The sequence below is a fragment of the Halostagnicola alkaliphila genome, assembly GCF_055379965.1.
In genome coordinates this window covers 177161-203825 of record NZ_AP043827.1, presented here as the reverse complement: position 1 = coordinate 203825, position 26665 = coordinate 177161, and the positions used below count along the sequence as shown (strand labels likewise).

Below are 26665 nucleotides of genomic sequence, written 5' to 3'. Positions count from 1 at the left end.
GAATCGCCGTTTCCCGTCTCCCGTTACACCCGTTCGATGATCGTCGCGACGCCCTGTCCGAACCCGATACACATCGTCGACAGTGCGGTGTCTTTGCCCGTGCGCTCGAGTTCGTGGACCAGTTTCGTCAGCAACATCGCACCCGTCGCACCGAGCGGATGGCCGTGAGCGATCGCGCCGCCGTTGACGTTGACGTTCTCCCAGGAGACGCCCGTCTCCTCGAGCCAGGCGGCGACGACGGATGCGAACGCCTCGTTGACCTCGAACAGGTCGATATCGGCGAGGCTCATGTCGGCGGCCTCGAGAACCCGTTCGGTCGCCGGGATCGGTCCCGTGAGCATGGTCACCGGATCGACGCCGACGACTTCGGTTTGGACGATTCGGGCCATGGGTTCCCAACCGTGGGCGGCCGCGACTTCTTCGCTCGCGATAAGCAAGGCCGAGGAGCCGTCGACGATCCCGGAGGAGTTTCCGGGATGGTGAACGCCGTCGCCATCCTCGCGAAACGAGAGGGGCAGACCCGAGAGCGTCTCGAGGTCGGTATCCGGACGCGGGTGTTCGTCCTGCTCGACGACGACCGTCTCGGGGGACGTTTCATCCCCAGTACGATTACTCGAAGCACTCTCATCACCCTCGAGTGCTACCTCGACGGGAACGACCTGGTCGTCGTAGTAGCCGTTCTCCCAGGCGTTCGCCCAGCGCCGTTGTGAGTCGACGGCCAGTTCGTCGACCTCGCGGCGGGAAAGGTCGTACTCCTCGGCGATCCGTTCGGCACCTTCCCCTTGGGTCGTCAGTTCGTCGAAGTACTCGAAGTAGGTGTCTGAGACGCCGCTTCCGTCCGATCCCATCGGCACGCGGGTCATGTGCTCGACGCCGCCGGCGACGAGCACGTCGTGTTGGCCGGCCATGACGTTCGCCGCGGCGAAGTTGACCGCCTGCTGTCCGGAGCCACACATCCGATTGAGCTGAACGCCGGGGACGATATCGCCCCAGCCGGCGACCATCGGCGCGATCCGACCGATGTTGAGCCCCTGCTCGTCGACGGGCGTGACACAACCGTAGATGACGTCCTCGACCGTCTCCGGCGAGAATTCGTTTCGGTCTTCGAGCGCCTCGAGCGGTTTCGCGGCCAAATCCTGCGGGTGTATCTCGCTAAACGAGCCCCCTCGTTTTCCGAACGGGGTTCGAACGGCGTCGACGATAACTGCTGATTTCATGGATACGAGTACCACTACTTCGAGGAGCGTGATAGTAGTTGTGTGTCTTGCTAGTTCTGGTAATATCGTAAAATAACCCGTTAGTTCCCCCGTTAGGGCCCAAAAGGAGAGAATACAGAGATTTTGCTCCGAGAGTATACGTCCTCAAGATTAGCACACGTAGTATTATCTGTGTGCTCGCTAAACACTGGTAGAAATGAAGCGACCACGAACGGCTCACGAACCGGGTGCGACGGCGGGCGGGAAAAAGCGCGACTCACGATTGGCGGCTCATCGAGGGATCTACCGTGCCAACTAAACCGCTGTCGGAGCTCGAGTCGATGATCGGCGATTCGCGGGTTACCGTCGAGGAGTTCCGGGTCGAAGCCGGGAAGGTAGCCGAGTTCGCTCGAGCGGTCACGGAACCGAACCCCGTCTTCCGGTCGTCGGAGACCGCAGCGCACAACGGGCACGAGCGGATTCCCGCGCCGCCGACGTACGCTCGAGTCGGGAACTTTCCGCGATACACGCCCGATGATCTCGAGGGCCACGGCTTCGACCTCGGCTTTCACCCGGAGTACATCCTCCACGGCGAACACGCCTACGAGTACGAACGACCGGTTTTCGTTGGCGACGTCCTGACTGGAACCACGACGCTCGCGGATTGCTACGAGCGAGACGGCGGCCGGGCCGGCACGATGACCTTCGCGATTCTCGAAACGGCGTACCGAGATCAGCGCGGCGAGGTCGTGCTCACCGAACGAGCGACGGTGATCGAAACCGACGGTGCGGTGGAGACGGATACGGAGAGCGACGGTGGAACGAGCGAGGACGCAGCAAGCTCGTCGAACGATTCCCGCCAGACCGACAATCCCCCCGCTTCGAACAGCGACGGTGAACTCGTACGGGTGGACGTCGGCGTCGACCCGGCGACGAGACAGGAGAACCGAGTCGAATCGGTCGACGACCTTGAGGTGGGTTCCAACGCCCCACAGATCATCGTCGAGGATATCGAACGACAGGATTTCGTCCGCTACGCCGGTGCCAGCGGCGATTTCAATCCGATTCACTACGACGAACCGTACGCTCGAGAGGCCGGCAACGAGACCGTTTTCGGGCCGGGAATGTTCACCGCCGGAATCACGTCGCGAGTCGTAACGGATTGGTTCGGTGTGGAGGCGCTCGAGTCGTTCGGCGTCCGATTCCGATCGCAGCTGTTCCCCGGTGAAACCGTCAGTGCAGGTGGAACGGTCACGGAAATCGATCGGAACGCGGGCGTGGTCGACGTGGAACTCGAGGCGACGACGCAGAACGGTGAGACGTTGCTCACCGGAACGGCGACCGTGACGCTTTCGGGTGAGAACTAAAACGCGTCAAGCATCGGTGTAGCCGTTGTAGTACACAATCGTTATAAGATACGCAGTAATACCCGAAAACGGACGATGACAGAACCCGACGCCGAAGAGATCCGACGACAGTTGGTCGACGCGTTCGACGGTGCCGACTATCCCGTCTCGAATCCGATGGAGCTCTTGCCCGCACTTCCGAACGGGCCCGCAACGACGTTCGAATCCGGCAATTTCTCGATGTCTGTGATGGACCTTCGTAACGCCGCCCAAGGGACGGACGATACCGAAGATCGGTTCCCCTACGAGACGCCCGAAGCGCTCGCCGACGATATCGTCGAGGGACTACGGGACGCGAACAAACTCCCCGAGTAGTCGGCGCGGGTCCGTTTTCCGTTCGTTCGGTCGAGGCTGAATTCGATGAACGACAATTCGTAAACGTTCTTGGCGATAGTTCACAAACAGCAATGGCATGTGAGATAATGCGAATTCTCCGACGATTTGGATCCTGGCCTATCGGATCGAACCGCGGTCGTTACGGGTAGTGCCGGTCGAATCGGAAGCGAAGATTCCGCGTTCTCGCCGACGAAGGTGCCGAACTCGTTGTTTTGGAGAGTAAGTTCCGAGTTCAGCGGGGAGTTCGTCGCGGGATAGCTTCAGTTCCTCGGTGACCAGTCGACCGAGTGGATAGACGGCATTCGGACGGTGCGATAACCGTTCAGTCCCCTGGTGGCAACTTTCATAGTATATATTTATGTAAATAGGAAGGCGATCATAGAGGTCTCAGATTAGTATCCGGGTGAACACGAGATCACTGATCGGACCGGGAAAGTAGTCCGGTCTGGGTCGATAGGTCAGAAAAGATAGATCGAGCGATAGCGCCGATCGGTACGGTTTCAGCCTCGTTCCGGCCAACGCGGTGAGTGTGCGATGCGTACGGATAGTAAAATCCTGATCGAGACACGGGGAAACGTCTAGTTACGATGGAAAGTGTCGGTTGAGACGAAGGTGACGATCGGCGACGCACCGCCAGTTGATGCGTGTGACCGGTCTGGAGCTCTCCAATCCAACGGGGAAAGCTACGGGGATCTTTGAAATCTGCTCTACAATATACAGAGTCGTGGGCGAAGGCTAGTCGTTCAGTTCGTGTTGAATAGTCAACCAGTTTGTTCCGTTAATTCGCTCGAGAGTGCCTTCAACCGCCGGAAAACGCATCGAAAACTCGCAGCTATCGACCAGCCGATTACCGACAACGAATCAAGTAGGTGTTACGCGACGACACCGATAGAGACGCCACCGGCACCCAAGAGTCGCGAAAACGAGACGAGAACAGTTCGACCGAAGTGTCGGTTTCAATATCATACATCACAGTACCCAATGTTATTATATTTCTTAACGCCTCGCACGCTACCGGTTCACCACCGTTCGAAGAACGAATCCGCGGAAACAGAGTAATCGAAACGATCGAGCCCTCGAGGGCTCGAGGCCGTTTACAGACAAAAAGGGACGTGACACAGAGTAGCTGAGCTAATCCGAGTATTCGATATTGAGTTCGATGACGTTCGCAGTGCTACGGACGAGATCCGGTAGCTCTCGTTCGAACGTCTCCCCCTGAAGCCGCGTCATCGGACCGGAGACGCTGATCGCCCCGGCGACGTCGCCGTTGTTTTTCTTGATCGGCGCGGCTACGCACCGCAATCCGGGGAGTCGTTCCTCTCGGTCGAAGGCGACGCCGCGCTCGCGGACCTGCTCGAGCTCCGAGAACAGCGCATCCGTGTCCGCAATCGACTGACTGGTCGATTGGGCCATACCGTGGACGTCGATGATCCGTTCGACGCGTTCGTCGGGAAGGTGCGCGAGGATCGATTTCCCGAGGGCTGTGTTGTGCAACGGCGGCCGGCAGCCGGCGTGGATGTCCACTTCGACCGACTGTTCGCCCCTCGAGAGATGCAGGTACACGCACCGTCCGTGTTCTTCCGTGGCGAGGTTGACCAGTTCGCCGGTTTCGGACGCGAGTTCCTCGACGTGTTCTCTCCCGATCGAATACAACCGAGTCTGGTTTCGTTGATACTCGCCGAGTTCGAGAAACCGCAACGAGAGCCGATACTCGTCGGCTTCTTTGACGACGTACTCGGCCGCCTCGAGCGTGTTCAAGTGGTTGTGAACCACCCCTTTGCTCATATCGAGTGCGTCGGCCGTCTCGGTTATTCCCGCCCCGTGATTCTCTTTGAGGAACTCCAGGATCTCGAACGATCGGGCGGTCGTGCGGACCGGATATTTCGGTTCTGATTCCATATTCATGCGGTATGCACTCAATGTACAAAATTGTTGTTCTAGCATGTAGAACTCGAGTGCCAGTATCGTTCGGAGGATGTGTAATCCACTTACAGAGATGAACGTGTCCAATCTTGTCGAGACGAACAGTCCCGAACCGCGCGACGATCGGTTTCACTCGCCTCACACCGGAATCGTGGACCAACGTGCTCTCCCTCGAGACAGTGAAACCGAACCGCGTTGAACGCGCGTAACAACAGTTCGACACAGTACAGACTAGTCGTCCGTCAGCGCATCCGTCGAAGACGATCGGCGATAGAGGGGGCGGAATCGTCGTTCACACATATAGAATTCCGTTCGTAAGTGGCTCTCGGCGGCGTATTCGAGCCTGTCGGTGAGAGTGTGTGGTTTCCCACCAGTTACCTGCCGAGGATATTACATACATACATTTGTAATTATCCAGCGAGCCGGAGGGCGGTCTTTTCTGCAGCCATCCTTCCACGGGTTCGGGCCGATGTATGGACGCCGTCCTGCGTTCTATATGTCTGAACAGTTTTTCGTTATCGAGTAGTGACACGAAGAGCGCTCAGGACCGAGGAGTAGTAGGTTAGTCGACAGTTTCAGAGAGGTTTATATTGCTGGTGTGTAGAACATGTCGTATGGCACCGACGATAACCCGAATAGAGAGTCGGGAGTTTGAGTATCCCCTCGAGGATCTCGGAACGGACCAGAACGGATTCAATCTCGTCTACGAACCCGGTGAGACGACGTGGCGGAAACTGTTCGGAATTAAGATTCACACCGACGAAGGAATCACCGGAGAGTACGTCGGCGGGAACTCCCCCGCCGCGGCTCAGATTAACATGTTTGCGGACTTTCTCATCGGAAAGAACCCGCTCAAGCGCGAAAAACACTGGAGCGAGATCAAGCGAGCGCTCCGAAAGTACGATCGGATGGGCATCGGACCGATCGACATCGCCCTCTGGGACTTCGCTGGGAAGTACTACGACGCGCCGATTCACGAACTGCTCGGGACCTACCGCGAATCGATTCCGGCCTACGCGTCTACCTACCACGGTGACGAGAACGGAGGGCTCGACTCGCCGGAAGCCTTCGCGGACTTCGCCGAAGAGTGTCTCGAGATGGGGTATCCGGGCTACAAGATCCACGGTTGGGGGGGCGGCGACGCGAGCCGCAATATCGAGCGCGAAATCGAGTCAATCGCCGCCGTCGGCGAGCGCGTCGGCGACGAGATGGACCTCATGTTCGACCCCGCCTGCGAGTACGAAACGTTCGGTGACGCGCTGAAAGTCGGACGCGCGCTCGACGAACAGGAGTTCTTCTGGTACGAGGACCCCTACCGCGACGGCGGGATCTCACAGCAGGGGCACCGCCGACTGCGCGAAAAGCTCGAAACGCCGATCCTCCAGACCGAACACGTTCGCGGCCTCGAGGCTCACGCGGATTTCGTCGTCGGCGACGGGACCGACTTCGTCCGCGCCGATCCCGAGTACGACGCGGGAATCACCGGCGCGATGAAGATCGTGCACATGGCGGAGTCGTTCGGGCTCGACGTCGAGTTCCACGCGCCGGGTCCGGCACAGCGCCAGTGCATCGCCGCGACGCGGAACACGAACTACTACGAGCTTGCGCTCGTCCATCCGAAGTGTGAGAACACGCAACCGCCGGTGTACCGGGGAGAATACTCCGATATGATCGAAACGGTCGACGAAAACGGTCACGTCACTATTCCGGACGGTCCCGGGCTCGGCGTCGACTACGACTGGGAGTACATCGAAGAGAACCAGACCGGCTCCCTCCACGTCTACGAGTGAAAAACATGACATACAAGGCTGGAATCATCGGTACCGGCGGCATCGCCGGGATGGGAATCCTCGGAATGCACGACGAATCGAGGATCGGGCGAGAGAAGATCAAGGCCAGTCACGCCGGCGGCTTCGACGCCCAGAAGGAAGTCGAAACCGTCGCAGTCGCGGATATCGACGAAGAGAAACTCGAGCGCTTCGGGGAGGCGTGGGATATCGACCCGGATCGCCGATACGTCGGTCACGAGGCCATGCTCGAGGCCGAATCGCTCGACATCGTTTCCGTCTGTACGCCGTCGTACCTCCACGACCGTCACGTTCTCGACGCGGCACGATCGGCCTCGAATCCCGATCTGATCTGGTGTGAGAAGCCGATCGCGTCCGAGGTCACCGCCGCCCGCGAGATGATCGACGTCTGCGCGGAGACGGACACCGAACTGCTCGTGAACCACTCGTTCCGGTTCACCGACAAACTCCGGCGGTTGCACACCCTTATCCAAGAAGAGGAGATACTCGGAGAGATCCAGTCCGTGACGAGTCAGTTCCGAATGGAGTTGCTTCGTAACTCGACGCACTTGCTCGACACCCTCGTCTATCTGCTCGACACTCGCCCGGAGACCGTTTCGGGATACATCACGGGCGAAAACGAAGCCGTCGACAGCCTCGACGCCGATCGCCAGGTCGACGACGCCGGCGGCGGCGGCTTCGTCGTGATGGACGATGGGACGTTCGTAACGATCGATTGTACGATCCCTCGAGAGAGTTCCTCGATGACGCTGCAGTTCATCGGGAGCGAAGGGAAATTGTACATGAACAACGACGACGGGGAATGGCGATACTGGCGGTTGGAGGACGGTGAACACATCGAAGAACCGCTCCCGGGGATCGACGGCGCGTGGACGTGGGAAGACGATTATCAGCGATCCTTCGAAAACGCGGCATCGCACATCGTCGACGTCCTCGACGGCGACGCCGAAAACGGCTCGCCCGGCGAAGAAGCGATGCGGTCGATCGAGATCATCATCGGATTCTACCTCTCTCATCACACTGGTTCACAGATCGACGTTCCGGTGGCGAGACCGCTTCAGGACGTGTGCGTCACCTCGTGGTGAACTCTCTCGAGGGCTGTTGATCGGCGCGGGTACCCCGTTCGAATCGGATCGAGTGGGTGAGGCGAGCGGGTCTAACAGATGCAACCGTAGCCGTTCTCGAACGGTCGCGAACGCCGAAAGTGATTTTCGAGTTACTAGATACCCCCATTGTTAAGTGACGGTCCGTGGAACGGGAGTATATTATGTGAGAGACATTCACTCACGATAAACAGTACCGAGAGAGCCAGACAGCCACTTCGACGATTAACAGTAGAGCATGAGCTCCGACAACACAAAATTTCCGCGGCGAACGAACAGGGACACAACCAATGCGAGTAGACGAGCGGTGTTGCAATCGACAGGTGCGTTCGCGGCTCTCTCCGCGTTTTCGGGAGTCGCCGCCGGCACGGACGACAGCGAACGCGACGAGTTGGATTACGACGCCAAGCGAGGGACGACGGCGTGGCGCGACGGCGAATTCGCGATCGACGATCGAGCGGTCGTCGAGCGGTCCGATATCGTCCTCGAGACGCCGCCGCTCGAGGCCGAGTGGTCGATGGGTGTCGGGAACGGACGGGTCGGCGCGGCCGTCTGGGCAGCGGACGGATTCACCGCGCAACTCAATCCGAACCACACCGTCGGCGTCGAGTGGAAATCGGCCGGCCAACTGCGAATCGACGGCCTAGAGGATCTCGCGGACGCCGACGATTACGACGGGCGAGTCGCCCTCTACGACGGAGTGTTCGAACAGTCGGGCGGTGAAACGACCGTCGAAACCTACGTTCACGCGGCGAACAACGAGAACCTGTACGTCGTCGATATCGACGGGGTGGATCCCGATTCCGAACTCACCGTCGCACTCGAACTCGAGGACGACCGCGATCCGGAGATCACCACGACGGATACCGTGGCGGCCTACACCGAAACGTGGGAGGGCGAGGGGGACGACCGGTTCGTCGGCGAACCCGACGAGGAGGACTGGACGTGGAGCCTCGCGGCCGCGTTGACGACCGACGGTCGAGAGAGATCCGCAGAACGGGTCGACGAGACGACGATCGCGGTACACTGTTCTCCCGACGAAAACGGAGCCCTCCGAGTGTTCGTTTCGCTCCCGCCGTATCCCGGAGACGAGGTCGAGGCGGCGAAAGACGACGCGATTGACGCGGTCGAGGACGCGACCGAGCAGTCGTCCTCGTCGCTCCGGTCCACGCACGAAGCGTGGTGGCACGAGTTCTGGGAGCGAGCGAATCTGCTGAGACTCGAGTCCGACGACGGCGCCGCGTCGTTCTATGAGAACGCTCGGACGCTGAACCTCTACTATCAGGCATCGATGAACAGAGGCGTTGTACCCGGCCACCACGCTGGGGAGGGACACCTCTTCCGGTACCAGGGAGATCACATCGATTGGCTCGGGTTTTCGAACGGCTACTGGCACTTCAACGTCCGGTTACAGGTGCTCGCGAGCTTCGCCGCGGGGATCACCGACCTCAACGAGCCGCTCTTTCGGTTGTATCGGGAGAACATCGACAAACGAAAGGAGGTGACGAGCGCGGAGATGGAAGCGGCGCGGGATCAGTCGGAAAACGTCGGCGCGGCGATTCCGGAGGTCATGACCCAGGCCGGAGAGGGAGACTGGCAGTTGACCGGCGACCCGTGGTTCACGGGCCGGATCAACTCCTCCGGCGGAGAGCTCACGCACCTGATCTGGGATCACTATCGCTACACGCAGGACGATGCGTTTCTCGAGGAGCAGTTCCCGGTCATGGCGGAGACGACGCGGTTTATGCTCGCCTACGCACGGGAGGACGACGACGGCGTTCTCTACACCGAACCCTCGAACGCTCACGAAACGCAGTGGGATACCCGTAACCCCTCGACCGACGTCGCGGTGATGAAATCGACGTTCCCCCTCGTCGCCGATCTCGCCGATCGGTTCGACGACGACGAACTCGCGGCCGACTTAGAGGAGGCGATCCCCAAGATTCCCGAGTTCCCTCGAGACGACGACGGAACGATCGCATGGTCCGAGCTGGATCTGGAGTGGGAAAACACCGTCAACGTCGAACTCGAGCCGATCTACCCGTGGGGGCTCTTCGACGACGACGGCGACGACGGTACGGAGCTGGCCCGCTCCACCTTCGAGAATCGGACGTTCATCCTCGGCGGAAACGTCGAGGACCACCCGCCGAAGGCGTGGACGCTCGAGCCGGCTCAGGCTGCGCGCCTCGGCATGACCGACACGTTCCAATCGCTCCTTTGGGATTCGGCGCAGGCGTTTCACGCCTACCAGTCCGACGGCAGCTTGCCGTCCGGCCTTCCGTCGGGAATGATCGCGCAGACGCAGGGGAATCCCTACGTCGAGTGGCTCGGCGCACACACGTGTGCGCTACAGGAGGCGGCAGTCCAATCCCACGACGGGCTCATCCGGATCTGTCCGTCGTGGCCAACCGAGTGGGACGGCGACGTCGAACTCGACGTGGTCGGGAACCACCGAGTCGTCACGCAGATTCGGGACGGTGTCCCCCAGTACGTTGGCGTGCAAGCGGGGGAAGACGACGAGCTTCGTATCCGGAACCCGTGGCCCGACCGCCGAGTTCGGGTAGTCGGCGGCGCGGCGCGCTCGCACGGCAACGGCGGGGGATCGGCGGCTCCGGTCGTCGGACCGACGGACGACGAGCTGCTTGAATTCGAGGTCGATGCGGGAGACTCGTACGTTCTCGAGCGAATCGGCGCGCCCCTGCCGTCCTACGACTTCGAGGAGGTGACCGGCGAGCGAAACCAGTCGCCGCGCCTTGTCGGCGACGCGCAGATCGGGCTTCCGAGCGTCCTCGAGCTGATTCCGTCTCGACCGCAGGTGACGAACATGGATCCCGGAGAGACGGCAACGCTTCGACTCGACGTGGAAAACGCCGGGACGACTACATCGGATCGAATCACGATTCGGTTGCTCGACACGACGGACGAGGGTGCAGAGCCGATCGACGACATCGAGCTTCCGCGGATTCCGCCCGAATCGTCGGAAAGCGTCACGTACGCCTGGGACGTCGACGAGTTTGAACTCGGCACGACTCGAGACGTTCGAGCGGTCGTCGATCCGGACGACGAACACGGCCAGCGAAGCGAGTCGGAATCGACGGCGGTACGGCTGTACCATCCGTTGCCCGAGGAGTACGAGTCGTTCGCGTCGACCGACGCCGTGTTCGGAACCTGGGACGAGCAACTCGTCATCAGCGCGAACGGCGATGAAGTCTGGAGCGAGACGGACGAGTACGGCGCGCTCTACCGACCCGACGAACCGGTCGAGGGCGGCGTCGTTGCAACCGTCGAGGTGACGTCCCAGGAGAACACGAGCGACTGGGCGAACGCGGGACTGCTGATTCGAAACGACGTCACGGCGAACGGCGAATCGACCGGCTACGCACACATTTCGGCGACCCCGACGCACGGGTTCATGTTCGAGTGGGACGACAGCGGTGACGGGTACGTCAACGATCGAGAGACCGCGGGCGATCCAACCTACCCGTGCTGGTTGCGCCTCGAGAAGGAGGGCGAAACGATCACCGGGTCCTACAGCACCGACGGCGAATCGTGGTCCGAAGTCGGTTCGGCGGACGTCCCGGGGATCGAAGAGACTCAGGACGTAGCGCTGTTTACCACCTCGGCAAACGACGAGGAGTTGTCGACCGCGATGTTCGATTCCTTCGAGTACGGCTCGAGCTAGGGTATCGACGAGACGACTTCTCGGCGCGATTTCCGATTCGTCTTTTTTCGCCGTCTCCGGGTCGCAGGTGGACGCCTCGAGAAGAGCAAAACAGCGACAGCCGGCTCAGGCTCGATCGATCACGTCCGCGTCGTCGAGCGATCGGCGTTCCGATTCGTCGTAGCCGAGTTCCTCGAGAATTTCGTCCGTGTCCTCGCCCGCAGTCGGCGGGTCGTACCGAACGGTCGCCGGCGTCTTCGAGTGCTCGACGGGGAACCCGGTCGTGGTGAACGTACCGCCCTCGGGGTGTTCGAGCTCGATGAGCATGTCGTTGTGCTCGACTTGCGGATCCGCCGCGATATCCTGGAAATCGTTGACTGGAGCGGCCCAGATATCTGCCTCGAGCAGCGTCTCGAGAAGATCGTCGGTCGGTTGCTCCCGCGTGTAGGCCTCTAGCGTCCGCTTGATCTCGTCGCGGTGTTCGTACACAGCCTTCGGCGAGGTGTACTCGGCGAGCTCCTCGAGTCCGATCGTTTCGGCGAGCGCCTCCATCGGAGCCATCGCGATGGCCAGATAGCCGTCGACCGTCTCGTAGATGCCGTAGGGGCCGCCGAGCCACGCCTGACCGATTCCCTCCTCGCTGCGTTCGAACGTTTCGTCCATGTTGAGCGCGGCGGTGATCTCTTGACACTGGAGATCGAGCGCGGCGTTGAGGAGGTTAGCTTCGATGCGCTGGCCTTCGCCGGTTCGTTCTCGGTGAAAGAGCGCGATCACGGTGTGAAGCGCGATCAGCGTCGCGGAGTGTTCGTCGACGACCGCGGTGCCGACCGGGGTGGGTGGATCGTCGCGCCGACCGGTGTAGCCGGCGAGACCGCTCATCGACTGCAACAGCAAGTCTTGACCGGGCCGGTCCGCGTAGGGGCCGTCGCTCCCGAACCCGTAGCCCGAGACGTAGACGACCTCGGGGTTGACCTCGCTGACGTCATCGTACCCGAGCCCGAACCGATCCATGACGCCGGGGCGGAAGTTCTCGACGACCACGTCGGCCTCGGCCGCGATTTCCAAGGCGATCTGTCGGCCCCGGTCGGATTTGAGATCGAGCGCGACGCTTCGTTTGTTGCGATTCATCGCGAGGAAGAACGGACTGATCCCGTCGTAGAGTTCGCCGCCCGCCTCGAGCGAGCGTTCCCATTCACCCCCGAGACGCTCGATCTTGATCACGTCCGCGCCCATATCGGCGAGTTTCTGCGTCGCCCACGGACCCTGCATCATCTGTGTGAAATCGGCGATTCGAACGTCTTCGAGTGCGCGCTCCATGGCTCGTTCTCGTCGGGGCGGGTGATAAATATTATCGTGGTCGCGATACTCGAGGACGGTATGAGCGTTTCAACGAAGACACTGCGGGACGCGGCGGACGCGATAGCCGCTCGAGTCGACCGGACCCTCGACGAAACGGAGACGGCGTTTCCGTACTTCGTCGACGACGGCGGATCGTGGGTAACGACGCCGAACGGGAACTGGTGTGGCGGTCACTGGATCGGGTTGTTGTGGTTCGCCCGCGATCACGTTGTGGACGGCCGATCCGATCGGTTCGAACGCGCCGCGCGCGAACACACGGAGACGATGCGTTCGTACATGCCCCGAGAATCGATGTTCTGCGGGATGAACTTCTGTTACGCGGGCTTCGAGGGATACGATCGGACCGGCGACCGCGACCTGTTCGCGCTCGGCCTCGAGGGTGCCGATGCGATGACCGATCTCTACCACGAACGGGCCAGACAGATCGCACTCGGCGGACTCGACATCGCCGGCCCGGAGCAGTTTCGCGGCCCCGAAAGCGATCACGGACCCTCCGGAGACCGAATCGGCGCCGTCGACAACGTGTACACCGCGCTTCCGGTTCTCTGGCGAGCGTACGAGGAGACCGACGACGCCAGCTTTCGCGACGTCGCCGTCTCGCACGCCGACCGGCACCTCGACTGGTACGTCCGCGATGACGGTCGCACGTGGCACCACGTCGTCTTCGACCTCGAGACGGGAGCGCTCGAGCGACAGTACAACGAACTCGCCCACAGCGACGAGACGTGCTGGGCGCGCGGACAGGGGTGGAACGTCGCCGGCTTGGCTCGGGTGTACGACGAGACCCGCGCCGAACGGTATCTCGACGCGCTCGAGCGGACGGTGACCTACTACCGAGCCAACTCGCCCGACGACGGGGTCCCCTACTGGGATTTCGAGGCGCCGGTCGACGACGAGTCCCCGCGAGACACGAGCGCGGCGGCCCTCGTCGCCTACGGATTAGGGCGGCTACCCGACGCCGACGAGACGGGTGAGCTCCGTTCCTACGGGGGCGACGTGCTCGAGACGCTCCTCGACACGTACCTCGTGACGGATCAGGACGCGTCGAATTACGGCGCGGTCGAACACAGTTGCTTCAACAAGCCGGGCGAGTACGCGACCGATACGGAACACGTCTGGACGGACTACTACGTCGCTCGAGCCGTCGAACGCGAACTCGACGAACGACGATGATCGGGTACGAGCTCTCGGATCCGGCGACCGACGGCGGGTGGCCGACCTTCAGGTGGGACGTCCCCGCGAAATTCAACATCGCGGAGGTCTGTCTCGACTCGCCGGCGGAGAACACGGCGGTCCGGTACGTCGACGTCGACGGCGGCGAAACGGCGCTGACCTACGGCGAACTCGAGCGAGCGGTCTCGGCGACCATTGGGGCGCTGTCGAACCGGGGCGTCAGCAAGGGCGATGCCGTCGGCGTCTGTCTCCCGCAGTGTCCGGAACTGCTCGTCGTCCATCTGGCGACGCTGGCCCGCGGCGGCGTCGTCGTTCCGCTCTCGATGCTCCTTAGCGACGATCACCTCGAACACGCGCTCGAGCACGGCGGCGCGTCCGCGCTGGTCGTCGACCGCGCGAAGGCGGGCCGCCTCTCGGTTCGAACGCCGTCGGAAACGTTCGTCGTCGAACCGGCGTCGACGCGAAGTCGCGACGCGCTGGGCGACCTTGCCGGCTCGCTCGTGACTGACCCGAACGACGGGACGGACGAAACGCTCCGCATAACCGAAACGACTCCGAAGGACCCCGCGTTCGTGCTCTACACCTCCGGGACGACCGGGACGCCGAAAGGGGTCGTGCAAGGTCACCGGTACCTCATCGGGTCGTTGCCGGGCTACCAGTGTTGGTTCGAGCTGTTTGACCGGGAGACCGCACGCGGGAGTCGCGTGTGGACCCCGGCCGAGTGGGCCTGGGCGGGCGCACTCTTCGACGTCGTCTATCCGACGCTCGCGCTGGGCGGAACCGTCGTGGCGCAGGAGCGCCGGAGCGGATTCGATCCCGAACGAGCGACGAAAGTTATGAATCGGACGGGCGTCACGCACACCTTCATGCCGCCGACGGCGCTCGGCAAGCTTCGGACCCACGGCGTCGACGGATCCCTCGAGTCGCTCGCGGTCGTCAACTGCGGCGGCGAGTCCCTCTCGGAAGACGTGCGGCGATGGGCGGGTGAAACCCTCGAGGTGACCGTCAACGAGGCGTACGGACAGACCGAGGCGAACGCGCTCGTGGGCGACTGCGAGGCGGCCTATCCCGCACGCGAGGGGACGATGGGGAAACCCTATCCCGGCCACGACGTCCGCCTCGTCGACGAGGACGGCGAACCGGTCGCCAACGGCGAGGTCGGCCGCATCGCGCTCGATCCGGCCGACCCGGCGCTCTTTCTCGAGTACCTCGGCGATCCCGACGCGACGGCGGATGCGTACTTCGAGAACGGCCTGTTCGATACCGGCGATCTGGCCGTCCGGGACGACGAGGGGTACCTGGCCCACCGCGGCCGAGCGGACGACCTCATCATCACCTCGGGCTACCGCGTCAGCCCCGTCGAAATCGAGAACTCCCTCGCGGATCATCCGAACGTCGCGGAGACCGTCGTCGCCGGCGTCCCCGACGAGAAACGAGGGCAACGAGTCGCCGCGGCGGTCGTCCCGGACGGTAGAGCGGGTGACGAGACCTTCCGCGAGGGAGCTCGAGCGCTCGGTACGAGAACGAGTCGGGCCGCACAAAGCGCCACGAGAGATTCGGTTCAGGTCGTCGATCCCGGAAACGAGGACGGGGAAAGCCGACCGGGATGCGGTGTTCGATCGATAGCTCCGCAACGATTATTATCGTCTCGCCCTACGGGAGTGGTATGCCAACGCTTCGATTCGTCGGCCGCCCGTTCGAGGGATTCGAACGAGCGCTCGAGCGACAGATGGATTCGTTCGTCGAACAACGCGACGAAGACGTCGAGTTCGTCCGCGATCACCGACCGCTTCCGGAGATCCACGAAGAACTGATCGAAACCGGTGATATCGCCGACGGCACGTACGATCTGTTTCTCTGTCTCAGCGACTGGTTGCCCGCGGCGGCCGACGCCGGCGACCTCCGGGCGCTCGACGATTTGATCGAGACCACCCCTCCCGCGGGATGGCCCGACGGGTGGGCCGATAGCATGCGAACGCTCGTCAGCTACGACGGGGCTACCTACGGCGTTCCTTACCACGACGGCCCCGAACTGTTCCACTACCGGGAGGACCTCTTCGAAAGCGTCTCCGAACAGCGGGCATTCCGCGAGGAGTACGGCAGGGCGCTGTCGGTGCCCCGGACCTGGGACGAGTTCCTTGAGGTTGCCGAATTCTTCACGCGCCCGCAAGAGGATCTCTGGGGAACCGTCGTCGCCGCACTGCCTGATGGACACAACAACGTCTACGACTTCCTGATCCACCTCTGGAGTCGCGGCGGAGAAGTCCTCGACGACGCGGGACGACCGGCGTTCGATAGCGACGCGGGCCGGGATGCACTGACGTACTATCACGATCTGATTCACGAACGCGAGGTCGCGCCGCCGGAGTCCGTCGACCTCGAGAGCGTCGAAGCCGGGCAGTTCTACGCCGACGGGAAGGCGGCGATGATGTGGAACTGGGCGGGTTTCGGCGCGATGGCCGAAGCCGAGGGCTCCGAAGTGTTCGGGCACACGAACTACGGACTGATTCCGCGAGTGGAGACCGAAAACGGAGAACACGCCTCGTTGACGGTCCTCTACGGGCTGACGGTGCCCGCCGGGAGCAACCACCCGGAACTCGCCTACGACTTCATCAGACACGCGACGACGCCCGAAAGCGACAAGATCACCACGCTCGAGGGTGCCTCGGGAACCAGATTCTCAAGTTGGCGAGACCCCGAAATCCTGCGGACGAACTCGTTCTACTCGGTCGCAGAGGAGATGAACACGAACGCCGTCAACACGTTACCCCAGATTCCCGAGTACGTCGAACTCAACGAGATCCTGAACGAGATGGTCGAGTCCGTCGTCGTCGACCGCCAAAAGTCGCCGTCAGAAGCGCTTTCGGACGCGAACAGGCGCGCCGAATCGCTCCTCGAGTAGGTGAAGTTTTTCGAAAAGTGAAGTTTTTCGAGTAGCTGTTGTCCTCTCGAGCAACTACGGCTCGCGCTCGACCAGCGTGATGTGTTTACAGACGAGCAGCGTCTCGCCGCCTTCGTCCTCCACCTCGTACTCGTAGACGACCCGGCCGAGGTCGTCGTCGTACGGTTCCGTCTCGACGACCTCCCGGTACGCGGAAATGGTCGTATCGACGAGGACGGGATTGACGAACCGGAGATCGTCGTATCCGTACGAGAAGGAGCGGGGATTCATGTCCGCGACCATCGCCTCGGCGATCGAGAAGACGAGGTTTCCGTGGGCGATTCGTCCCCCGAAGTCGGATTCGGCCGCGACCGTCTTGCTCATGTGAAGCGGATGGAAGTCCGAGGAGATCCCCGCGAAGTTGACGACGTCCGCCTCGGTTATCGTCCGCTGTTGTTCCGCGCTGAACCGTTCTCCCTCGTCGATCGCTTCGAAGTACCGTTCGGTGTCTTTAGCTGGAGCGTCCATGCGAGTAGGAAACACTCTACCGGAAGAGAACTTAAACGTACGGTTGGGTGCACGCCGAACCGCACAAACATATATGGAGGTCGGTGGCAATCGGTCGGTATGGTCGCTCCGAACTACGACTACGTCGAAGAGTACGGCAGTTACGATCGCTACGACATCGGTATCGTCGGCTGCGGCGAGATCGTCCAGAGCGCCCACCTTCCGGCGTACGACGACGCCGGCTTTTCCGTGGTCGGGGTTACGGACGTGGACGAGCGACGAGCGAACGAGGTCGCGGCCGCGTTCGATCTCGAGGCGTACCCGAGCGTCGAGGCGATGGCCGAACGGGTGGACGTCGTCGACGTCGCGGTGCCGCCGCAGTATCAACGCGAGATCGTCGAGACCGTCGTCGACGCCGGCTGTCACGTCCTGTGTCAGAAACCGCTAGCGATGGAATTCGACGACGCGAACGCGATCCGCGAGACGATCGCTGAGGCGGACGTGGTCGCGGCCGTCAACCAGCAGATGCGCTGGGAGAAGTCCATCAGAGCGGTGAACGAACTCCTCGAAGACGGCGCGCTCGGGACGCCGCTACGGGGAACGATCGACGCCAATATCGAAACCGACTGGTCGAACTGGGGGTGGATGCTCGAGGCCCCGCGACTCGAAGTGCTGTTTCACAGCGTCCACTACCTGGACGCGTTGCGGTACCTGTTCGGCGATCCCGGGGGCGTCTACTCGCTGATGGCTCGGGATCCGGAGCAGGCCGCAAACGGCGAGACGCGGACGACGCACACCCTGACCTATCCGGATCAACTTCGCGCGGTCGTCGACGTAAACCACAACAACTGGGCCGATCCGTACGCGCGCTTTCGCTTTGAGGGGACCGAAGGGGTCGTTCGCGGAACGATCGGGCTCTTCGATTACTATCCCGACAGCGGTCCGGATACGTTCGAGTACCGGTCTCGATCGGACGAAACGTGGGAGAGCCACGACGTTCCCGACGCGTGGTTCCCCGACGCGTTCATCGGAACGATGGGATCGTTGTTACGCGCGATCGACGAGGGAACGACTCCGCCGACACACCCCGACGACAATATTCGGACGCTTCAGCTCGCGAACGCGACGTACCGGTCGTGGAACGAGGGTCGAGCGGTCGATCCGGCAACCATTGAGGACGATCACGTTCCGGACCTCTAACAGACGTGGCTGGTCGAATAACTCGAAACGAACGGGCTCGGCGCGGAGAAAAGCTCTTGTCGGTGGCCTTCGGTTCGTTACGTGTGTCCGAGAAAACCGAGCGAACGGTCTATCTCCAGCGAATCGATCCCGATCGGCGGGAAGACTATCTTCGAGCCCACGGCGACGTTCCCGAGGGCGTCACGGACGCGATGGAACGGGCCGGCGTCGAGGAATTCCAACTGTTCGTCCGCGACGATATCGCGGTCTGCATTCTCGAGGCCGAGGACCTCGAGGCCTACGACGAGGTGATGGCCGAGGACGACGCCGTTCAATCGTGGGAACGTCACGTGGCTCAATTCAAACGCGAAGGCGTCGATGTCGATGCCGACGCGGGTGAACAGGTGCCGTACATGGAAGAGCTCTGGTCGTTCGAGTCGTGATCACCGATCGTTCGGACGTTGGGTCTGGGACCGCGGCGACTCTCTCTCGTCGATTTTAGCTGTGGAGACGCCTGAACGTCCGATAGGAAAGGAAGGCTCTGTCGCGCCGCGAAAGCGAATCGACGGTCTCGAGCCACGAGAGACAGTCATCGTAGCTCGCCCACTTGTCCATCCAGGGGTAATCCGAACCCAGCAGTAGTCGTTCGGGGCCGAACCACTCGAGGAGGTTCGCCACGTATCCGTGCATGTCCTCGTAGGGCCACGGTTCCGTCGACGACCGCGGAACGGAACTCACCTTGACGAAGACGTTATCGTGGGTCGCGAGTTCCGAAAAATAGGTCCACGGTTCGTCGTTCGGATCGGTCGTCTCGTCCGGCCACGCCATGTGATCGACGACGATGGTCGTCTCCGGATAGCGGCCGGCGAGTTCGATCAGGTGCTCGAGTTGCTGGGCCTTCGGGAAGACGAAAATGCAGGTATCGAGTTCCGCCGCTGTCCGCCACACGGGGTCGAGGCGCTCGTCGAGTATCCAATCGCCGTGGCGGTCCATCGTCGTTGGAATCCGCTCGTACTCCAAAGCCGCGTGCATGCGAACGCCGAGCATTCGCGGATGGCCCGTGACGCGTTTGAGCGCCGCGAGAACGTCGTCGGTGTCCGACTGGAAAAATTCCACCAATCCGACGCCGTAAAGTCGATCGGGATGGGCCTCGATGCTTCGCATCGTGTACTCGTTCGCGCGGACGCCGCGGCCGTACAGCGGCGTCGTGACGAGTACCGACTCGGAGACCTCCGCGGCGTTCATATCGCCAACGAGATCGTTGTGCGTGTACGAACCTGACCACTCGGGCGGGAGGACCTCGGCTTGCCAAGGGAGTTCGTCGCTCGAGACGCCCCACGCATGGGTGTGCGTATCGATCACGTCCATACCGTACGATCGAACGAGTTCCACATAAAGATAGGTGGACGCTCGAGCGGCGAAAGAAACTGAAACCGGTCGATCGCTCGCGACGAATTACTCGTGGGCCGCCTCGGTGGGTTGTAGGTCGACGTCTTCGAACGCGACCACGATTGCGATGTCGGTGGATTGGTCCGACTCCGACAGCTCGGGGACGACGACGGCGGGATGATCGTCGTCCGAAACGAAGTACGGTACCGCGCCGTGACCGAGCAGTCGAACCGAATGAGGAGACTCGGCGGGAGGCGTCTCGCCCTGTCCCGGGGAGGCGTCCACATCGAATTCGGGGGCTTCGGTGCCGTCCTCGCACGTCTCGTCGTGTCCGGATGGCGTTTCGCCGTGTCCGGGTGGCGTTCCACCGTGTCCAGGCGGCGTCGTAGGTGCGTTCGTCGGGTTGCAGACCGCCATCCCTTCGAACGTGAGTTCGCCGGGGACTGGACGTCCCATCACGATGGCGTACACCGTGTCCCCGTCTTTCGAACGCGTGTATCGGACGTCTTCGGGGCCGTACTCGACGTCCTCGATGAACTCGCCACCTTCCTCGAGCCTGGTCGGCCCCTCGCCGAACGCGTCCCACGGGCGCGTTTCGTAGATCGCCTCGCCGTTCGTCTCGAGCCAGTCGCCGATCGCCAGCAGGCGATCGCGCTCGGCCTGTTCGATCGTCCCGTCGACTTTGGGGCCGATGCTCAACAAGAGCTGCCCGTTCTTGCTCACGCAATCGATCAACACGTGGACGAGGTGTGACGCGGAATGGAAGGTGCGGTCTTCGACGTATCCCCACCCGCCTTCGTCGGCCACTTTGAACTCGGCGTTCCAGGCCTGATCTTGCATGTGCCGAGGCCGTCCGAGTTCGAAATCGGCCACGCTGACGTCCGTCGGCATGGTGTCTTCCTTGTTCGTGGTGACGACGGTCCGGCCCCACTCCGTCGCCTCGTTGTGGTAGTACGCAAGAAAGCGCTGTTGGTATTCGTCGGGGATCTCGGAGAGTCCCCAGTCGAACCAGACGAAGTCGGGACGATATCCCGAAACGACTTCGGAGAGTTTCGCAAACCACGTGTCGTACTGCAACGTTTCGGGAAGATTGCCGTACATCACTCGATCCGGGTACCCCTCAGTTACCGATTCGTAGTTTTCGTACGCGAAAGAGAAGTAGCCGTCCTCCCCGATCAGATTGTACGAGTGGTGGAACGTCGCGACGAAACGCATGTCTCGATCTCGGATCGCCGACTCGAGTTCGCCGGTGAGATCTCGCTCGGGGCCGGTATCGCCGGCGTTCCAAGGGGTGATAGCGGAGTCCCAAAGCGACCAGCCGTCGTGGTGTTCGACCACCGGTCCCGCATATTTCGCCCCCGCCCGTTCGAAGAGGTCGACCCACTCCGCTGCGTCGAACGATTCGGCGGTGAATTCCGGAACAAACTCCTGATATGGAGACTCGTCGGGCTCACCGTACGTTTCGGTGTGATAATCGTTGATGCCGTCCTCGAGGTTGTACATCTGGCGAGGGTACCACTCGTGGGCGTAGGCCGGCACCGAGTACGGCCCCCAGTGACAGAAAATCCCGAACTTTCCGTCGCGGAACCACTCCGGGACGTGGGTAACGTCGGATAGTGAGTCCCAATCTGGGTCGAGCGGTCCATCTTCGACGACCGATTGTGCGTTCGAAACCGTTTCTTCGATCCCGTCTTCGAACTCCTCGAAGCTCCGGGGAGACGACTGCGCCTGTCCGGCAGCCCCGGGAACCACCCCGATCGTAGAGCCGATCGCGACCGCACCGCTAGCGGCGAGAAATCGTCGCCGCGGAGTTTCGCTTCCTTCGGGGAGATCGTTCGTTTCCGCATCGTCGGTTCTCTCGTCGGACGAGTCTTTGTCAATCATTCTCTAGGCCACAGGTACTCGATCAATATTTCGGTAAATAAAACTTTCCCATTAATTGAACTTGCACAGAACCACCAACACACCATTGGCCGACGGCGATTCATTCCGAATTCTTTGGATAGCTTGCGGAAATCGTCGCATCGCTCCCCCGTATCACGTTTGAACTCGAACGGAACGCGAATTCGACTCGAGCGTTCTACGCGAAACGAGGATTACGAATCGATTACGAGGCCGCGCCGACGGCTTGATCTCGAGTGGCAACGACGACGAGGCGACCAAACGACGAGGAAGGCAAAAGAACGGAAAGAAGTGTACGCTACCCTCCACAACGTTTATTATGGTAGCTGGCAGTGATTTCACTTGTATGCACATCACTAGCAGACGTGGCTACCTAGCGTCCATCGCTGGCGCAAGTGCGATAGGGGTCGCCGGCTGTATGGGGGAAGACGACGACGATTCGCTTCGGGTAGGAGTGTCACAACATCTCGTCGGCGGAGACTGGGTTACTGCCTTTTACGAGGCGGGGGAGATGTATGCCGAAGAACAGGGGATATCCTACAACGTCGTCAGCCACGACGAGGACTCAGCCGAGCAGGTGACTGATATTCAACAGTTCGTCGCGGAGGGCTACGACGCGATCATCGCCGCGCCGTTCGACGAGGCGGTCGACGAAGCGATAAACGAAGCTGATGATGCAGATATTCCCGTCTTCACCGTCAACGACCCCGGGACAACGGACGCGATCAAGACGTTCACCGCGTTCGGGAACGCCGAGGCCGGGGAAACCTGCGGTGAACTGATGGTCGAGAGTCTCGAGGAGCAATACTCGGATCAAGACGAGTACACAGTACTTCACGTTCGCGGAGATTTTAACCAGGCGTCGAACGCCCGGACGGACGGCTTCGACGAGTACATCGACGCGCAGGATAACGTCGACGTCGTCGACACGATCCAGACGAACTGGAGCATCGAAGACTCACAGTCGACGACCGAAGACTACCTGAGCGCGAACGACGCGCCCGACGGAATTTACGCGACGAACATGACGTGTGGGATCGGGGTCCAAAATGCGCTCGACCGGCTGGATCTCGACGCTCCGGCGGGAGACGACGATCACATCGTCCACACGCAGCCGGACGCCGGACCGGACGTGAATCCCCTCATCGAGGACGGGTACATCGACGCCGCCGTCGACCAACCGGCACACTTCTACATTCCACTGGCGATTCAACAGATGCTCGATTACTTCGAGGACGGCGACGATGCGTTGCCCCAACCTGGCGACACGGTCGACGAAGACGACTACCCGTTCGATCCCATCGAATACGAAGGGACCCAACTCTGGGAGAACCCCATTTGGGCCCCGGCGGAGGTCGAAGAACACGACGGACACACGCACGTCTTGACCGCCGGTATCGTCGTTACCGACGAAAACGTCGACGACCCGGGTCTTTGGGGGAATATTTGGGGCTAACAGCATTTTTCCATGAGTACTTCTACCATCATCGACAACCAACTCGAGCGAATACCCGAACGCCCGGTACTGATCCTGCTCGACAACATGATCTGGCCGATCCTGGCCGTCATCTCAGTACTGGTATTGCTCGCCGTTCCGCGCGTCTTTACGAACACGGCGACGCTCAGACTGATGTTGTTCGCAGCGGTCCCGCTCGGACTGATCGTCCTGGCGGAAAGTATCTGCCTGTTATCCGGGCACTTCGACCTCTCTGTCGGAGCCATCGCAGGATTCTCCGCGGTGTTTACCGCGATGGTGCTCGCCGAGTGGAGTCTCGTCTCTAACCCCATCCTCGGTGTGCTGATCATCATCGGGGTCGGATGTGCGATCGGCGCGACAAATGGAGTCATGATCGCAAAATTCGGCATGAATCCGTTCCTCCAGACGCTGGCGTTCTTCATCATCTTCGGCGGCGGAAAGCTCGCATTGACGACACAACCCATCTCAGGTCTTCCCGACGGCTACACTGCACCGGGAAATAATGCGGTCGTCGCAATCGGAATCTTACTCGCCTCGTTTGCATTGATGGCGGGTATCTTCCGATACACGCAGTTCGGACAGGCCGTGTACGCGGTCGGCAGCGACGAGGAATCCGCACGTGCGGTCGGGATCAACACCGAACGAACGATTATCCTCGTGTATACGCTGAGTGGCTTCTTCTGTGCGATTGCGGGATTGATGTTGACCGGCTACACGGGTATCGTGTCTCCGAATATTGCAGACGATATGGTGTTTCCCGCGTTCGCGGCCGCAATCATCGGCGGAATCAGCCTCTTCGGTGGTCGCGGTAAATTGCTCGGCGCACTCGGTGGGGTATTGTTGTTGAGCATCATCGAAACCTCCCTCAACGTCGGCGGGTTCGATCCGACGCTCATCGAGGTCGTCAACGGGATCGTACTCCTGATCGCGATCTTGCTGTACAACATGAAGGCAAACATCCGGAAACAAGTCCTTTCGGCGGGGGCCGGTACATGAACGGCGAATCACCCGACGTCACCGGTGATATCGAATCCTCCCAAAACCCGACGGAGAAAATCGCAGTCGAAAACGTCCGAAAACTATTCGGCCGGATCATCGCGCTCGAGGACGTCAACATGACCGTCCACGAAAACGAAATTCTGGCGATCGTCGGCGACAACGGGGCGGGGAAATCGACCTTGATGAACGTTCTGTGTGGCGTTCACAAACCGACCAAGGGCCAGATGTATCTCGACGGTGAGCCGGTCGAGTTCGAGAGTCCCGAAAACGCCCGCAATCGCGGCATCGAAACCGTCTACCAGAATCTGGCGCTGATGGACGACCTGGACGTAGCGACCAACATCTTCATGGGGAACTTTCCCAACAAGAAGATCGGACCCGTAAAGTCGATCAACTGGAACGAAACGTACGAACGGGCCGAGTCGATCATCGATACGCACCTCAAACGAGACATCGACCCGCGCGCCGAAGTCGCGTTCCACTCCGGCGGGGAACGCCAACTGGTCGCCATCGCTCGAGCGCTCGCGTTCGATCCGGACATCGTTATTCTGGACGAGCCGACGAGTGCGCTCTCGGTCGACGCGACCCAGCTCGTCCAAGACACGGTTCGGAACCTACAGGAAAACGGGAAGACGATAATCATCGTCAGTCACAGTCTCGACGAGATTTTCGAGCTCGCCGATCGGGTCGGCGTCCTCTATCAGGGGAAAATAGCCGAGATGGCGGATACGGACTCGGTAACCAAAGAGGAACTCAGTTCGTTGATGGTAACCGGTCAACGATCGTAATCCGGTCGACCGCTCACACCGTTTTCGGTACCCACCGAGTCAAATCCTCGGCTCCACAGTCACTCAATAACCCTGACAGCGAGCGTTACGAGACATAGATTTTTACGGTGGCTGTTCCTATTACTGTACAATATGGCCGGACACACGACGTTCGATTACAGCGGTGAGTCAGCTATCGTTACCGGATCGACCAGTGGAATCGGCCGCGGGATCGCCGAAGGATTCGCTCGAGCGGACGCTAACGTCGTCGTCAACTCGCGGACCGAGTCCGCCGTCGACGAGACGGTCTCGGAACTCGAGGACTGTGGCGAGGGAACGGTAATCGGAGTGACGGCCGATCTCTCCAATCCCGAAGAAATCGAAGCGGTGATCAATCGAGCGAGTTCGGCGTTCGACGAAATTTCCGTTCTCGTCAACAACGCCGCCGTCTGGCCCGACGAAGCGTCGATGGTCGATGCATCGCTTGAGGATTGGGAATTCACCATGAACGTCAACGTTCGATCCCAGTACTATGCATCGAAACTCGTTGCACGACACATGATCGATCACGGCGTTGACGGCTCGATTGTGAATATCGGTAGTCAGACCGGTGATCGCCGAACGGGAAGGCGAGGATTGTATGGAACCTCGAAGACCGCTATTAATGGGCTTACATGGCGAATGGCCCACGAATTAGCCGAAGAAGAAATTCGAATGAACGCCGTCTCCACCGACGTAACGTCATCCAGACAACTCCGATACGAAGCGGCCCAAATCGCGGACGGCGATCCGGACCTGACGGCGGACGACGTGCTCGAACGCTGGGGAAACGAGCGGCCGCTCGGGCGACTCGGCGAGCCCGAAGACATCGCCGATACCGTGTTGTATCTCTGTAGCGACGCCGCGTCGTACGTCGTCGGGACGATCGTTCGAGTTAGCGGCGGTGGTAATCTTCAGTAACGTGCGATTCGAACGCTCGTGTCACAGGCGCTATTCGAACGAGAACGAAGTGAACGATGACGATCGAATTCGAGACCGGGTTCGGTTCCAGAAACGTTTCGAACGTTGACTGAGCTGCCCAGACAGAATAACGAGAAGGTGTCTTCTCAGGTTTGTTCCTTATCTTACTATTACTCATTTTCACTGTAGAGGAGACTATTACCGACAATAGTGATACTAGATAGATCTGCGATATAGTATTGGTATATAAATACAATATCGTAGAGAGATGCCGTATATATCCTGGAGGAAGTATACTATTTCGTGAGTCTCGTATTTCCTCCAATAGTCGATCTCTCTTTCACAGTGACGTAGCTGGGCTATTTCCTCAAGAAGATACTATTCTTGTGTAATACTTCGTTAGCTTGGTTCAGGTGGGACGGATTCCCCTGACAATGAACGCGAGAAGATGATGAGGCCGAATAGTAACTGGTATTCAGCCACTCATAATCGTAATATTCGACTTTGTTATCGCTACAATTGATCACAAACTCTTGGTTTGACGACCGCAATAGAGGTTCAAACTACTCACAATACTATACTCACTAGCGATTCGAAAGAAGTTCTACGCCCAGGATTTGAAAAGGAGTAAATCGATAG

At 60.6% G+C, this 26665-nt stretch carries 20 protein-coding genes and 1 pseudogene; 15 read left to right on the top strand and 6 right to left on the bottom strand.

The features are described 5' to 3' along the window. Nucleotides 1–23: 23 nt before the first annotated feature. Entirely contained in the window at nt 24–1217 is a 1194-nt protein-coding gene (locus ACZ5C7_RS23005) for a thiolase family protein (protein ID WP_464378502.1), read from the bottom strand. A gap of 287 nt (nt 1218–1504) precedes the next feature. Between ACZ5C7_RS23005 and ACZ5C7_RS23000 the strand changes: the two genes are divergently transcribed. Next, nucleotides 1505–2563: an FAS1-like dehydratase domain-containing protein gene (locus tag ACZ5C7_RS23000; protein WP_464378501.1), complete on the top strand. Its 1059-nt coding sequence runs from the start codon at nt 1505–1507 to the stop codon at nt 2561–2563. A gap of 75 nt (nt 2564–2638) precedes the next feature. Continuing rightward, nucleotides 2639–2917 (top strand): MTH865 family protein, encoded by a 279-nt coding sequence (locus ACZ5C7_RS22995; protein WP_464378500.1) that lies wholly within the window; start codon nt 2639–2641, stop codon nt 2915–2917. Between the two features lie 1152 nt (nt 2918–4069). Here the strand turns inward: ACZ5C7_RS22995 and ACZ5C7_RS22990 are convergent. Then, on the bottom strand, nt 4070–4837 hold the full coding sequence (locus ACZ5C7_RS22990; RefSeq protein WP_464378499.1) for an IclR family transcriptional regulator: 768 nt from the start codon (nt 4835–4837) through the stop codon (nt 4070–4072). 638 nt (nt 4838–5475) lie between these two features. Here ACZ5C7_RS22990 and ACZ5C7_RS22985 point away from each other — a divergent pair. From ACZ5C7_RS22985 to ACZ5C7_RS22975, 3 genes are all read left to right on the top strand, one after another. Continuing rightward, nucleotides 5476–6651: a mandelate racemase family protein gene (locus ACZ5C7_RS22985; protein WP_464378498.1), complete on the top strand. Its 1176-nt coding sequence runs from the start codon at nt 5476–5478 to the stop codon at nt 6649–6651. Nucleotides 6652–6656: 5 nt separating this feature from the next. After that, nucleotides 6657–7754 carry a Gfo/Idh/MocA family protein gene (locus tag ACZ5C7_RS22980; protein WP_464378497.1) on the top strand — a complete coding sequence of 366 codons (1098 nt, stop codon included), beginning with the start codon at nt 6657–6659 and terminating at the stop codon, nt 7752–7754. Nucleotides 7755–8079: 325 nt separating this feature from the next. Next, complete coding sequence (locus ACZ5C7_RS22975) at nt 8080–11454, top strand: glycosyl hydrolase family 95 catalytic domain-containing protein (protein WP_464378832.1); 3375 nt, start codon at nt 8080–8082, stop codon at nt 11452–11454. A gap of 105 nt (nt 11455–11559) precedes the next feature. Here the strand turns inward: ACZ5C7_RS22975 and ACZ5C7_RS22970 are convergent, their stop codons facing one another. Further along, entirely contained in the window at nt 11560–12750 is a 1191-nt protein-coding gene (locus ACZ5C7_RS22970; protein WP_464378831.1) for a CaiB/BaiF CoA transferase family protein, read from the bottom strand. 60 nt (nt 12751–12810) lie between these two features. On the opposite strand from ACZ5C7_RS22970, the gene ACZ5C7_RS22965 reads away from it, so the two are divergent. The 4 genes and pseudogenes from ACZ5C7_RS22965 to ACZ5C7_RS22950 all read left to right on the top strand — a co-directional run bounded on the left by ACZ5C7_RS22965 (nt 12811) and on the right by ACZ5C7_RS22950 (nt 16867). After that, the gene (locus tag ACZ5C7_RS22965; RefSeq protein ID WP_464378830.1) at nt 12811–13965 is read left to right on the top strand and encodes a glycoside hydrolase family 88 protein; all 1155 of its coding nucleotides are present in this window, start codon (nt 12811–12813) and stop codon (nt 13963–13965) included. Next, nucleotides 13962–15431: pseudogene (locus ACZ5C7_RS22960) on the top strand (acyl-CoA synthetase); the annotation flags it as partial. The gene ACZ5C7_RS22965 and the pseudogene ACZ5C7_RS22960, both read left to right, overlap by 4 nt. Nucleotides 15432–15444: 13 nt before the next feature. Further along, complete coding sequence (locus ACZ5C7_RS22955) at nt 15445–15591, top strand: AMP-binding enzyme (RefSeq protein WP_464378838.1); 147 nt, start codon at nt 15445–15447, stop codon at nt 15589–15591. A 40-nt stretch (nt 15592–15631) separates the two neighbouring features. Beyond that, nucleotides 15632–16867 carry an ABC transporter substrate-binding protein gene (locus ACZ5C7_RS22950; protein ID WP_464378829.1) on the top strand — a complete coding sequence of 412 codons (1236 nt, stop codon included), beginning with the start codon at nt 15632–15634 and terminating at the stop codon, nt 16865–16867. Between the two features lie 54 nt (nt 16868–16921). On the opposite strand, the gene ACZ5C7_RS22945 is transcribed toward ACZ5C7_RS22950, so the two are convergent. Then, complete coding sequence (locus ACZ5C7_RS22945; protein ID WP_464378828.1) at nt 16922–17374, bottom strand: MaoC family dehydratase; 453 nt, start codon at nt 17372–17374, stop codon at nt 16922–16924. Nucleotides 17375–17473: 99 nt separating this feature from the next. On the opposite strand from ACZ5C7_RS22945, the gene ACZ5C7_RS22940 reads away from it, so the two are divergent. Both ACZ5C7_RS22940 and ACZ5C7_RS22935 read left to right on the top strand, forming a co-directional pair. Further along, nucleotides 17474–18553 carry a Gfo/Idh/MocA family protein gene (locus tag ACZ5C7_RS22940; protein WP_464378827.1) on the top strand — a complete coding sequence of 360 codons (1080 nt, stop codon included), beginning with the start codon at nt 17474–17476 and terminating at the stop codon, nt 18551–18553. An 83-nt stretch (nt 18554–18636) separates the two neighbouring features. Beyond that, complete coding sequence (locus ACZ5C7_RS22935; RefSeq protein ID WP_464378826.1) at nt 18637–18975, top strand: L-rhamnose mutarotase; 339 nt, start codon at nt 18637–18639, stop codon at nt 18973–18975. Nucleotides 18976–19030: 55 nt separating this feature from the next. Here ACZ5C7_RS22935 and ACZ5C7_RS22930 read toward each other — a convergent pair whose 3' ends face one another. Further along, complete coding sequence (locus ACZ5C7_RS22930; protein WP_464378825.1) at nt 19031–19900, bottom strand: amidohydrolase family protein; 870 nt, start codon at nt 19898–19900, stop codon at nt 19031–19033. An 87-nt stretch (nt 19901–19987) separates the two neighbouring features. Then, nucleotides 19988–21805 carry an alpha-L-fucosidase gene (locus ACZ5C7_RS22925; RefSeq protein WP_464378824.1) on the bottom strand — a complete coding sequence of 606 codons (1818 nt, stop codon included), beginning with the start codon at nt 21803–21805 and terminating at the stop codon, nt 19988–19990. 364 nt (nt 21806–22169) lie between these two features. On the opposite strand from ACZ5C7_RS22925, the gene ACZ5C7_RS22920 reads away from it, so the two are divergent. The 4 genes from ACZ5C7_RS22920 (at nt 22170) to ACZ5C7_RS22905 (ending at nt 26026) form a co-directional block, all read left to right on the top strand. Then, nucleotides 22170–23279: a sugar ABC transporter substrate-binding protein gene (locus ACZ5C7_RS22920; RefSeq protein ID WP_464378823.1), complete on the top strand. Its 1110-nt coding sequence runs from the start codon at nt 22170–22172 to the stop codon at nt 23277–23279. Between the two features lie 12 nt (nt 23280–23291). Continuing rightward, on the top strand, nt 23292–24296 hold the full coding sequence (locus tag ACZ5C7_RS22915) for an ABC transporter permease (protein ID WP_464378822.1): 1005 nt from the start codon (nt 23292–23294) through the stop codon (nt 24294–24296). Continuing rightward, a complete protein-coding gene (locus ACZ5C7_RS22910; protein ID WP_464378821.1) occupies nt 24293–25087 on the top strand; it encodes an ATP-binding cassette domain-containing protein in 795 nt (264 codons plus the stop codon). Before ACZ5C7_RS22915 ends, ACZ5C7_RS22910 begins: the two co-directional genes overlap by 4 nt. Before the next feature lie 132 nt (nt 25088–25219). After that, entirely contained in the window at nt 25220–26026 is an 807-nt protein-coding gene (locus ACZ5C7_RS22905; protein ID WP_464378820.1) for an SDR family NAD(P)-dependent oxidoreductase, read from the top strand. The last annotated feature ends 639 nt before the right edge of the window (nt 26027–26665 follow it).

Coding starts and splice junctions, on each gene's coding strand:
- ACZ5C7_RS23005 (WP_464378502.1), bottom strand. CDS start 1,217: ATGAAATCAGCAGTTATCGTCGACGCCGTTCGAACCCCGTTCGGAAAA.
- ACZ5C7_RS22995 (WP_464378500.1), top strand. CDS start 2,639: ATGACAGAACCCGACGCCGAAGAGATCCGACGACAGTTGGTCGACGCG.
- ACZ5C7_RS22990 (WP_464378499.1), bottom strand. CDS start 4,837: ATGGAATCAGAACCGAAATATCCGGTCCGCACGACCGCCCGATCGTTC.
- ACZ5C7_RS22985 (WP_464378498.1), top strand. CDS start 5,476: ATGGCACCGACGATAACCCGAATAGAGAGTCGGGAGTTTGAGTATCCC.
- ACZ5C7_RS22980 (WP_464378497.1), top strand. CDS start 6,657: ATGACATACAAGGCTGGAATCATCGGTACCGGCGGCATCGCCGGGATG.
- ACZ5C7_RS22970 (WP_464378831.1), bottom strand. CDS start 12,750: ATGGAGCGCGCACTCGAAGACGTTCGAATCGCCGATTTCACACAGATG.
- ACZ5C7_RS22965 (WP_464378830.1), top strand. CDS start 12,811: ATGAGCGTTTCAACGAAGACACTGCGGGACGCGGCGGACGCGATAGCC.
- ACZ5C7_RS22950 (WP_464378829.1), top strand. CDS start 15,632: ATGCCAACGCTTCGATTCGTCGGCCGCCCGTTCGAGGGATTCGAACGA.
- ACZ5C7_RS22945 (WP_464378828.1), bottom strand. CDS start 17,374: ATGGACGCTCCAGCTAAAGACACCGAACGGTACTTCGAAGCGATCGAC.
- ACZ5C7_RS22940 (WP_464378827.1), top strand. CDS start 17,474: ATGGTCGCTCCGAACTACGACTACGTCGAAGAGTACGGCAGTTACGAT.
- ACZ5C7_RS22930 (WP_464378825.1), bottom strand. CDS start 19,900: ATGGACGTGATCGATACGCACACCCATGCGTGGGGCGTCTCGAGCGAC.
- ACZ5C7_RS22925 (WP_464378824.1), bottom strand. CDS start 21,805: ATGATTGACAAAGACTCGTCCGACGAGAGAACCGACGATGCGGAAACG.
- ACZ5C7_RS22920 (WP_464378823.1), top strand. CDS start 22,170: ATGCACATCACTAGCAGACGTGGCTACCTAGCGTCCATCGCTGGCGCA.
- ACZ5C7_RS22915 (WP_464378822.1), top strand. CDS start 23,292: ATGAGTACTTCTACCATCATCGACAACCAACTCGAGCGAATACCCGAA.
- ACZ5C7_RS22910 (WP_464378821.1), top strand. CDS start 24,293: ATGAACGGCGAATCACCCGACGTCACCGGTGATATCGAATCCTCCCAA.
- ACZ5C7_RS22905 (WP_464378820.1), top strand. CDS start 25,220: ATGGCCGGACACACGACGTTCGATTACAGCGGTGAGTCAGCTATCGTT.